Below are 10857 nucleotides of genomic sequence, written 5' to 3' on the forward strand. Positions count from 1 at the left end.
GTCAAGATTAAATTCCGAAACCCCTATCTGCGAATGCAGGTAGGGGTTTTGTTTTAGTAGAAGTCACCAATTTTACTGGCACGTTGTTTCACAACGGATCAGTCACAGAATTTCTTGACGACCATAGAGCATTGGAACCACCTGATCCCATCCCGAACTCAGCAGTGAAACGATGCATCGCCGATGGTAGTGTGGGGTTTCCCCATGTGAGAGTAGGTCATCGTCAAGATTAAATTCCGAAACCCCTATCTGCATTGCAGACAGGGGTTTTGTCGTTTCAAGGCCGAAAATTTCCCCACCCTCCAAGAAGAACCCTGTCGAGCGCTCTAGCGCAGCGATCCAAGGGGTTTTCAAAGATTGCATAGATCCCAACACAAAAGCCTAAGTTTTCCCGGGTTGGTGCCGAAAGACTGTGGGAGACATGCGCGCACCAAAGTAGAGCAGCCCCAGAGCGGCCTATGAGCTCATTCGGAACGCATCCCTACTCTTTGCATGAGAAGTCCCCTGACATGAATCTCAAGTTCAGCCATAAAATCCTCCTGGCCGCTTCAGGCGTAGTGGTCTTGGCATTTGCCTTGTTCACCTTGTACAACGATTACCTGCAGCGCAAGACCATCCAGCAGAACCTGGATTCCTCGGTCCAGCAGGCGGGCGCACTGACCGCCAGTAGCGTGCAGAACTGGCTCAGCGGGCGCATTCTGGTACTCGAAAGCCTGGCGCAGAACGTCGCTCACCAGGGCGCCAGTGCTGATCTGCCAGGGCTGGTCGACCAATCCGCCTTCACCTCGAACTTTCAGTTCACTTACGTGGGTCAGGTCAACGGTGCATTCACCCAGCGCCCCGACGCAAAAATGCCTGATGGCTACGATCCTCGCCAGCGTCCCTGGTACAAGCAGGCCGTCGCTGCCGATCGCACCATGCTCACCCCACCTTACATGGCGGCTGTAGGCGGGTTGGTAGTGACCATCGCCATGCCAGTGAAAAAACACGGCGAATTGCTCGGCGTGGTGGGTGGTGATTTGAGTCTGGAGACCCTGGTCAACATCATCAATGCGGTAGATTTTGGCGGCATCGGCCATGCATTTTTGGTCAGTGCAGACGGCCAGGTGATCGTCAGCCCGGATAAAGCCCAAGTGATGAAAAATCTTAAGGACATTTACCCGGGTGCCAATGTGCAGATCGGCCAGGGCACTCAGGACGTGCGACTCAATCAGCAAGAGCGGATTCTGTCCTTTACCCCGGTCAACGGCTTGCCCAATGCGAAGTGGTACATCGGCCTGTCGATCGATCGGGACAAGGCCTACGCTGCGTTAGGACAATTCCGTACCTCAGCATTGATTGCCATGTTTGTCGCCGTGAGCGCGATTGCCGTGCTGCTCAGCCTGTTGATTCAGGTACTTATGCGGCCGCTGACCACCATGGGCCGCGCCATGCAGGATATTGCTCAGGGTGAGGGCGATCTGACCCGGCGCCTTGCGGTGCAAAGCAAAGACGAGTTCGGTGAGTTAGGCGGTGCTTTCAACCAGTTCGTAGAGCGTATTCACGCCTCGATCAGTGAAGTCTCATCCGCCACGCGGCAGGTGCATGATCTGTCACAACGGGTGATGGCATCGTCTAACGCCTCGCTGGTCGGCTCTGATGAGCAAAGCGCGCGGACCAACAGTGTCGCCGCGGCTATCAATGAGCTGGGCGCTGCCACCCAGGAAATCGCCCGTAACGCCGCCGATGCCTCGCAACACGCCAGCGGTGCCAGCGACCAGGCAGATGATGGGCGGCAGGTGGTGGAGCAGACCATACGGGCGATGACCGAGTTGTCGCAGAAGATCAGCCTGTCTTGCACGCAGATCGAGACCCTCAACGCCAGCACCGACAACATCGGGCATATCCTCGACGTGATCAAGGGCATCTCCCAGCAGACCAACCTGCTGGCCCTCAACGCAGCGATTGAGGCGGCACGAGCCGGGGAGGCCGGGCGTGGTTTTGCCGTGGTGGCAGACGAGGTACGTAACCTCGCCCATCGCACCCAGGAGTCGGCGGAGGAAATCCACAAGATGATTACCTCGCTGCAGGTGGGTTCGCGCGAAGCGGTGTCGACCATGAATGCCAGCCAGGCTTCCAGCGAGCAAAGCGTCGAAGTGGCGAATCAGGCAGGTGAGCGGCTGGTCAGCGTCACTCAGCGCATCACTGAGATCGACGGCATGAACCAGTCGGTTGCCGCCGCGACCGAAGAGCAGACCGCCGTGGTCGAAACCCTCAACGTCGACATCAATCAGATCAACCTGCTGAACCAGCAAGGGGTGGCCAATCTCAACGAAACCCTCAAGGATTGCGACGCACTGTCTCTGCAGGCCGGGCGCCTGAAGCAGTTGGTGGACAGCTTCAAGATTTGACGGATTTCTGTCCTGCCGGCTCAAGGCTGTTGAGGTAGCGTGTGATGACCTCAACAGCACGGTTCAGGTGATGTGTCAGCTTCGCGACGCACAAGTCGATGTCACGGGCTTGTGCGATGCGCAGCAGCTCGCGGTGATCGTCCTGAGTGAGTTTGCCCAGGCCCATGGCGCCAAGGTTGAAACGCAGGAAGCGTTCTTCCTCCCACAGTCCTGTTTCGATCAGGCTCAACAGCCTGCGATTGGGCGCTTTGCGATACAGGGCCATATGAAATAGACGATTGAGGCGACCGATTTCGGCATAGTCCGTCTCCTTGTCCAGGCAGTCGATGTGCCTGGCGGCTTCAGCGAAATCCTCTTCATCGAGCAATGGGATCGACAGTCGCAACGCCTCGCACTCCAGCAGGATGCGCAGTGCATAGGTCTCGGCGGCATCCCCTTCGACCAGCGGTGCCACTACCGCGCCTTTGTGGGCAACCACATGCAGCAATGATTGCGCTTCCAGTTGGCGCAAGGCTTCGCGCACCGGCATGCGACTGACGCCAAACAGGTCTGCCAGGTCTTGTTGGCGCAGGGCCATGCCGCAGGGCAGGCGACCATCGAGAATGGCCGAGCGCAATGTTTCTTCAATTACCGCGCGCGCCAAATGCGCGGGGATGGGGCCGCTGACCGTAATGCTACTGAGAGGGTTGGGCTTTTGCGCCACGACAGCGGTCTCCGACGGCAATAAATTGGATCCAATGCACACTAGTGGCTGGATAATGGCTTGTCAAACGGCTGCGACAGCGCCTTTCCCGGACGATTTATGCGGCTCACTCCTACTGTGAATAAACACCTCGCGTTTACTCTGTGAACGCCTGATAAGTTTAGCTCGCGGGGGGGCTGATTGCAGTGTGCCATTGTCTTTTGCCAGTCCAGGCTGCACCATCCATCGATTGTCCGTCGCCCTTCGGAATCACTGCATTGCTGGCACGTTTTGCTTTCCCTCGGACCTTGCGTTGGCTGTGCTCGGCACTGCTGATTGGCATCGTCATGCTGGGTGCCTTGCAGGCCGACTGGGACTTCTCGCTGATCAGTCGGCGCGCTGAAGCGTTATATGGTCCATTGGGGGACGGCAAGCAGCGGATCGACGCCTGGCAGCATCTACTGGCCACCCAAAAGCAAACACCGGAGCTGGAGCAGCTCAAGGTCGTGAACCTGTTCTTCAACAAGCAGATGCGTTATGTGGAGGATATCGACCTGTGGCGTCAGGTGGATTACTGGGAAACACCGATTGAAGGGTTGTGGAAGGGCGCCGGCGACTGCGAGGACTATGCCATTGCCAAGTACTTCAGCCTGCGTCACCTAGGGGTATCCAGTGACAAGTTGCGTATTACCTACGTCAAGGCCCTGCGCCAGAACCGTGCGCACATGGTCCTGACTTATTACGCCAGTCCCGACGCCATGCCGTTGGTACTCGACAGCCTGGTCGACACGATTTTGCCCGCCAGTCAGCGTACCGACCTGCTGCCGGTCTACTCCTTCAATGCCGAAGGGCTATGGCTGTCAGGCAAGGGTAACCAAAAGGTTGGCGACACCAAGCGCCTGTCCCGTTGGCAGGATGTGTTGAAGAAAATGCAGGCCGAAGGATTTCCGGCCGAGACGACTCACTAGGAGCATGCACGCGGATGTCTTTGTTCAAACAGTTGTTGATCGCTATCTGCCTGTTTCTGGTGGTGGCCTTTACCGGCAGCTTCATGGTCAGCCTGGAAAGCTCGCGGACCCAGTACGTCAATCAACTTCGTTCGCACGCCCAGGATGCGGCCACGGCCCTGGCGTTGTCACTGACGCCGAACATCGACGACCCGGCGATGGTTGAGCTGTTGGTCAGCTCGATCTTCGACAGCGGTTATTACGCGAGCATCCGAGTGGTGGACCTCAAGACCGACACGGCCATCGTCGAGCGCAGCGGGGCGCCTGACGTCAGCACGGTGCCACAGTGGTTCGTGCGCCTGATAGGCCTGGAGCCGGCGGGTGGCGATGCCTTGGTCAGTCGTGGCTGGGAGCAGGCGGCCAGGGTCGAGGTGGTCAGCCATCCGATGTTCGCCGTGGCCAAGCTTTGGCAGAGCGCCTTGGGTAGCCTGGGCTGGTTGCTGCTGTGTGGGGCGGTCAGTGCGGTGTTGGGGGCGTTGTTGTTGCGCCGCCAGCTCAAGCCGCTGGACTACATGGTCAAGCAGTCGCACGCCATTGCCCGGCGCGAGTTCCTCAGCCTGCCCGAGCTGCCGCGCACCCCCGAGCTGCGACGGGTGGTGCAGGCGATGAATCAGATGGTGGAAAAGCTCAAGGCGTTGTTTCAGGAACAGGCCGAGCGCAGCGAAAAACTGCGTGCCGAATCCTACCAGGACAACCTCACGGGGCTGGCCAACCGGCGTTATTTCGAGATGCAGCTCAATGCCCGCGTAAGCAATGCCGAGCAGGCCAGTTCAGGCTATTTGCTGCTGCTGCGGGTCAAGGACCTGGCTGGGCTCAATCAGCGCTTGGGCGGGCAGCGCACTGACCAGTTGCTGCAGGCGGTCGGTGAACAACTGACGCGCACCTGTGCCAAATACCCGGAAACCCAGAACCTGATTACGCGCATCCGCGGTGGCGAGTTCGCCGTGTTGGCGCCGGGCCTCGTCCGCGAAGAAGCCCTGCAACTGGCGCAGGGTCTGGACAGTGCCTTGGCCAGCCTGCACGCCACCGGCGCAACGGATGTGGCATCGGTGGCGGCAATCGGCCTCGCGCCGTTCGCCCATGGCGATACCCCGCAAGCGGTCTTGACCCTTGCCGACCAGGCCCTGTCACAAGCGGAAGGCGAGGGTGAGTCGAACTGGGCCTGCCTGGATCACCAAGCGGCGGCGACGGTCGCGGATGACCACCATACCTGGCACAGGCTGCTTGACCAGGCGCTCAATCATCAGCGCTTCCAGCTGTACTTCCAGCCTGTGGTCGCCAGCCAGGATCCGCAGTTGGTACTGCATTACAAAGTGTTGTCGCGACTGCTCGATGAGCAGGGCCAGACCATTCCAGCAGGACGTTTCCTGCCATGGCTGGAGCGCTTTGGCTGGACCGCGCGCCTCGATCGCCTGATGCTCGCAGGGGTGTTGCAGCAAATGGCCGGGCATAGCGAGTCGCTGGCGTTGAACCTGTCGGCGGCGACCCTGGCGGATCCGCAGGCGCTGAACAAGGTGTTCGAGATGCTGCGTCAGCATTCGGACCTGGGATCGCGCCTGACCCTGGAAATCGGCGAGGAGCAATTACCCGATCAAGCGGTGCTCGAACAGTTGACCCAGCGTCTGCGGGAGCTGGGCTTCTCCCTCAGTCTGCAGCGCTTTGGCGGGCGTTTCAGCATGATCGGCAACCTTTCGCGGCTCGGTTTGGCGTACCTGAAAATCGATGGCAGTTACATCCGCGCCATTGATCAGGAAAGTGACAAGCGCCTGTTCATCGAAGCCATCCAGCGCGCCGCCCACAGCATCGACTTGCCGCTGATTGCCGAGCGCGTCGAGACCGCAGGTGAGCTGCAGGTGATTCGCGAGATGGGGCTGTTTGGCGTGCAGGGGCAACTATTCGGCGAGCCGAAACCCTGGCAGTGAACGTGACGCAGGGCGCCCCCTCATAGAGCGAGGGCGCACCAGGCGTCAGATCAGACCTTTTTCGTCTTCATTGATCAGATGGCTCAAGCCGCCCAGAGCTTCACGCGCCTGGGTGCGGTCCATCAACTTGGCCTGTGCCGCCGGCGGCAGGTCGGTGACGCGAATCACCCCTTTGCTGGTCAGCACCTGAATCAGGTCGTCGAGTACCCGGATCATCTCCAGGTCACTCTGCTTGAGTTGCTTGAGACTGGTTTCCACTACTTCGTTGCTGAACCAGGTCTGGATATCGTGGTGGTTGGCGGGCAGTGTTTCCGTCGCCTCGGCGTAAGGCGCCGCCTCCACGCGCACCAGCGAGCCCTGTGCATCACGTTGCACGTAGAACATCGAGAATCCCTCATGAATGAACCAGCGTCGCGCCGTTGGCAGCATAGGCCAACGCAGGCGAGTATGCGGTGCTTCGCGGCAATCGTCACTCAAACAACTGGAGACCGCCCTTGCGAGCGGTCTCCACGGGCCTGATCAACTGTTGTTATGGTCAATCTTGATGGTTGGATCGAGACCGACCACCAGTGAATTGACACTCTGACCCGACCAGTTGTTGCCTTCCAGTTTGATCGTCACGTCGGCGTTGGCAATGCCGCCAGCGGCATTGAGCTTACCTTCGGAACTGACCTGCAACGTCGACACCCCTTCAACCGTGGTGATCTTCAGGAAGTTGTCGATGGTGCTCGCCGACTCGCCCTGCAGCAGATCACGCAGGTCAATGCGATCGCCCTCGCTGGCTTTGAAGTCCTTGATCACGTCGTTGCCGGTATCACCTTGACGCCAGACAAAGGTATCGGCACCCGAACCGCCGATCAGGATGTCATTGCCTGTGCCGCCGATCAGGGTGTCGGTGCCGGTGCCGCCGAGCAGGATGTCATTGCCCTTGCCACCGTCGATGTAGTCGTTGCCGCCCTGGCCGAAGATGATGTCGTTACCGGCACCGCCCAGCAGGTTGTCGATGCCGTCGTGCGAGCCGGACACATCGAACGTGTTGTAGTGTTCGGTGATGTACTGGTGCACGGTGCTGGCGGTGACTTTGCTGATATCGACCTTGGTTTCCTGGGCAACGAACGCCTGCATCGCCTGGTAACCCTCGCCGGCAATGCCGTTGAAGCTCACCAGGTCACCGAAGATGATGTCGTTGCCATCGCCGGCATTGACCGTGTCGGCACCCGGCAAGGTCGCCTCGGTGTGACCGAGGATGGCGTTGGCCAGGTTGCTCGGGTCGATGTTGGTTTGTGGCTTGTTGTCGGTGTCGAACGGAATCAGGTCGCCTGGCTTGATCGCGCCGTTCAGGCCGATCGCTTCGACCGATGACAGTTTGCTGAGCAACAGGAAGCTGCTGCTGGCGTTAGAGGCTGTACTGTCGTCGGTGTAGCTGCCTCCGCCATAGGTGGAGGAAATTTCATAGGTGCCGTCACCCTGCGCGCGAATGGTGCCGATGGTGCCGTCTTTTTCCCAATTACCGTTCGAGTCCTCGACCCACTTGTTGACCCTGCCGCTGCTGGTAATCAACTGACGGCTAATGCCGCCCAGGGTGATGTAAGCGGTATCGCCCAACTTGTAGTTATTGACGTTGAGGTAGTCATCCAGTCTGCCGTCAACGGCTTTGGAGTTCTTGTAATCCACCACGATCGGGTTGGTCGACTCGTTACCCTGGTAATAGGTCGGCTTACCGTCAGTGATGAAGTAGGTGAGGTTGGTGGCGCCGGTATTGCCCTTGGCAACCGTGCTCTGGAAGAAGTTGGCCGTGGTTTTGAACACGTCCTCGTAGTTGGTGGCGCCACCGGACGCCATCGATCTGACGACCGCCTGCAGTTGATCCAGAGCGCCGGAGTCATTCAGGTTGACGGTGACAGTGGTGTTCACCGTGTCATCGAAGGTCGCCAGGAAGATGTTGACCGTCCCCGAGGTGTTCGCCCCAAGGCTGGCTTTGAGCGCGCTGAACATCTGGATCAGCGAGTTTTTCGCTGCCGAGATCGAGCTATCCATACTGCCGGAGGTGTCGACCATGAATGCAATATTGTAGTTCTTGCCCTGAACCACGTTCAGGCCAGCGACGTCGGCAACGATGATGTCGTTGCTGTCGGTGCCCGTAATATTGTCGTCTTTGGTCGTACCCACCATTGGGTTGTACGTCGCCGGGAAGATGGTCACCGGCAGCGTCGCCGAGGTCGGCGCCGAGCCGCCCAGCGATTCGGTCGAAGTCGACGTCACCGTCAGGTTGAACGAGGTGCTGAGGTACGGCGGCGGGGTGATGGTCAGCGAGCCGAGACTCCAGCCAGTGACATTCGCCTCGCCATTGCCCGCGGTAGCGGTGAAGGTGTGACCCGCGCCATCGCTGAGCACGGAGCCCGCCGGAATCCCGCCGATCTTCACGCTCAGACTTTCCGAGCCGTCACGGTCGGTCAGTTCGGTGGTGATCGCCGACAGTTTGATGCTGCCGCCTTCCGGCCCGGTGTTGAGCTTATAGCCGTCGTAATATCCCTCGCCATTGCTGCCATGCAGGTCGGAGACTGTCACGCCGGCGTTGATCAGGTCGTTGACCCCGGTGTAGATCGGCACGCCGGCATTGTTCAGGTCCAGCGTCGGACCGTTGTCGACTTTGAGGTTGACGTCATAGCTGCCCGGGCCGCTCTGGTTGTGGTGGTAGATGTCCAGGGTGTAGTAGCCGCTGGTGGTCGGCGTGTACGAACCGCTGATCGAGCCGCCGGCACCCCACAGGGCGCTGGCCACGTTTTGCCCGCCAATGGTGATCAGCAGGCTGTCGTCGGCGCTGCCGGTGAAGGTGTAGACCTTGCCGGCCTCGAGGTAGATCAGGCCCGAGGTTTTCGAGGCGATACCCGCTGTCACGCTGCTTTCCTGCACATCGCTCACGGTGGTTTTGCTGTTGGCGGTACCCGCCGCGTCGATCACCGATTTCAGGGTATTGGTCGGCGCACCGCTGCCCGCACCGTTGTACCCGGTGTTGAGGGCGGTGAGGCCGGTCCAGGTCTCCTTGATCAGGCCTGTCGAGTTGACGTTGGTACCGGCGATGCTCAGGGTCGGCGCATCGGCTTGCGGGGTGATGTCGACTTTCAGGGTCGCTTCGCTGCCCAGGTTGAAGCTGTCTGTTGGCTTGAACTTGATCTGCGCATAGTCCGCCTTCTGGTTGCCCACACCGTTGCCGCCGTAACCGTCGACACCCGATTCGTTGAGGGCAGGCTTGAACGTCAGCTTGCCGGCCTGAATATCAGCCTGGCTGATGGTCTGGCCTGCGGTGACTGCGACACCGTTGAACAACAGGCTGCCATTGGCCGGCAGTCCTGTAATGGTGACACCCAGCGGGGTATCGCCATCGACGTCGCTGACATTGAAATTGCCCCAGTTCAGGGTCAGGGTCGTGTCTTCGACGCCGGTGACCGCACCGCCAGTGGCCATCGGCGCGTGGTCGATATCGAGGATGTCGGTTTTGACGCTATCTTCGCCCACCACCAGCTTTTCAAAGCCGCCGCCACTGAACGAATCAATGGTGACCTTGAAGTTTTCGGTGCCTTCGACCACATGGTCAGCGATGGTCCTGATGTCGAAGTTGACGCTGCTGGCGCCGGCCGGAATCTTGACCTGGAGCACACCTTGGTAATCGCTGCCATTGGCCGCGGTGCCGCTGTACTTGAGGTTAACCGTCACCTCAGTTTGCGACTTGTTCGTCAGGTTCAGCGTGTAGTGCGCGTTTTGGCCCTCAACGACCGACTTGTCACCGCTGATGCTCAGGACGGTCTGGTCGGCTTCGCCCGCCGGTTCGTCGCTGACGGTGACGGTGATTGGCGTTTTGTTCAACACCAGGTTTTCGTAGTTGTGAGTGCCAGTCACCTCTTCGATTTTATTGACCACGCTCACCGGCTGGTTGGTGTAAACATTGTCCTTGGTCGTTGCGGTGTAGCTACCGCTGGCAGAACCTGCTGGCACGTTAATGAAGTTACCGTCGCTGAGCTTGAAGGTCAGGCCTCCGTGGTTCTTCAGTTCCAGGCCATTGGTGTTGGTCAGGGTCACGGTATAGGTGACCTGCCCACCTTCGGCGACGGAGGTTTTGTCCACGCTCAGGTTGGCTACGACATCGCTGGTGGTGTCGTTGATCTGCACCACACCCGGCACTTTGCTCAGTTGCAGGTCTTCGAAGACCTTGCCCGGAACGCTGGCGCCGGTGATGGACACACTCAGCGGACCGCCGTCCAGGTAGACATCTTCGCCCTGGATCGGGGCGGTGTAGATCGCCGAAGTCTGGCCGGCCTTGATGGTGACGCTGGCGTCGCCGCTCAGCCTGACGACCAGATCATCCTTCAACACTTGGTTGATGCTGACGGTGAAGGTCGGGTTGGCGTTTTCGAACACAGGGCCGTTGCCGGCGATGCTGACTGTCACGGTGTCGGTGGTGTCGTTGATCTGCACCACGCCTGGCACTTTGCTCAGTTGCAGGTCTTCGAAGACCTTGCCTGGAACGCTGGCGCCGGTGATGGACACGCTCAACGGGCCGCCGTCCTGATAGACGTCATCACCCTGGATCGGCGCGGTGTAGATCGCGCTGGTCTGGCCGGCCTTGATGGTGACGCTGGCGTCGCCGCTCAGCCTGACGACCAGATCATCCTTCAACGCCTGGTTGATGCTGACGGTGAAGGTCGGGTTGGCGTTTTCGAAGACAGGACCGTTGCCAGCGATGCTGACAGTGACGGTGTCGGTGGTGTCATTGATCTGCACTACACCTGGTTCTTTGCTCAGCTGCAGGTCTTCGAAGACCTTGCCTGGCACGCTCGCGTCGGTGACGGTCAGGCTCA

General features: G+C 59.5%; 6 protein-coding genes, 1 rRNA gene and 1 pseudogene. 5 read left to right on the plus strand and 3 right to left on the minus strand.

Annotated elements, in window-relative coordinates:
* Nucleotides 1-113: 113 nt before the first annotated feature.
* The 3 genes and pseudogenes from rrf (at nt 114) to NR126_RS29125 (ending at nt 2390) form a co-directional block, all read left to right on the plus strand.
* Nucleotides 114-229 (plus strand): 5S ribosomal RNA (rrf, locus tag NR126_RS28105).
* Nucleotides 230-509: 280 nt separating this feature from the next.
* Nucleotides 510-1535, plus strand: a pseudogene (locus NR126_RS29120) (cache domain-containing protein); the annotation flags it as partial.
* A gap of 69 nt (nt 1536-1604) precedes the next feature.
* The gene (locus NR126_RS29125; protein WP_371321437.1) at nt 1605-2390 is read left to right on the plus strand and encodes a methyl-accepting chemotaxis protein; all 786 of its coding nucleotides are present in this window, start codon (nt 1605-1607) and stop codon (nt 2388-2390) included.
* Here NR126_RS29125 and NR126_RS28115 read toward each other — a convergent pair.
* Nucleotides 2380-3093, minus strand: a complete 714-nt coding sequence (locus NR126_RS28115; RefSeq protein WP_105756064.1) for a GntR family transcriptional regulator — start codon at nt 3091-3093, stop codon at nt 2380-2382. The two genes, NR126_RS29125 and NR126_RS28115, sit on opposite strands and share 11 nt — an antisense overlap.
* A gap of 257 nt (nt 3094-3350) precedes the next feature.
* Between NR126_RS28115 and lapG the strand changes: the two genes are divergently transcribed.
* Nucleotides 3351-4040 (plus strand): cysteine protease LapG, encoded by a 690-nt coding sequence (gene lapG, locus NR126_RS28120; protein WP_027619452.1) that lies wholly within the window; start codon nt 3351-3353, stop codon nt 4038-4040.
* A 14-nt stretch (nt 4041-4054) separates the two neighbouring features.
* Nucleotides 4055-6001, plus strand: a complete 1947-nt coding sequence (gene lapD, locus NR126_RS28125) for a cyclic di-GMP receptor LapD (protein WP_105756062.1) — start codon at nt 4055-4057, stop codon at nt 5999-6001.
* A gap of 45 nt (nt 6002-6046) precedes the next feature.
* On the opposite strand, the gene NR126_RS28130 is transcribed toward lapD, so the two are convergent.
* Both NR126_RS28130 and NR126_RS28135 read right to left on the minus strand, forming a co-directional pair.
* Nucleotides 6047-6385, minus strand: coding sequence for a hypothetical protein (locus NR126_RS28130; protein WP_027619450.1), 339 nt, complete (start codon nt 6383-6385; stop codon nt 6047-6049).
* 135 nt (nt 6386-6520) lie between these two features.
* On the minus strand, nt 6521-10857 hold a 4337-nt coding region (locus tag NR126_RS28135), incomplete at its 5' end, for an immunoglobulin-like domain-containing protein (protein ID WP_306219056.1).

The organism is Pseudomonas sp. Pse1, from assembly GCF_024519635.1.
Taxonomy (GTDB): Bacteria; Pseudomonadota; Gammaproteobacteria; order Pseudomonadales; family Pseudomonadaceae; genus Aquipseudomonas.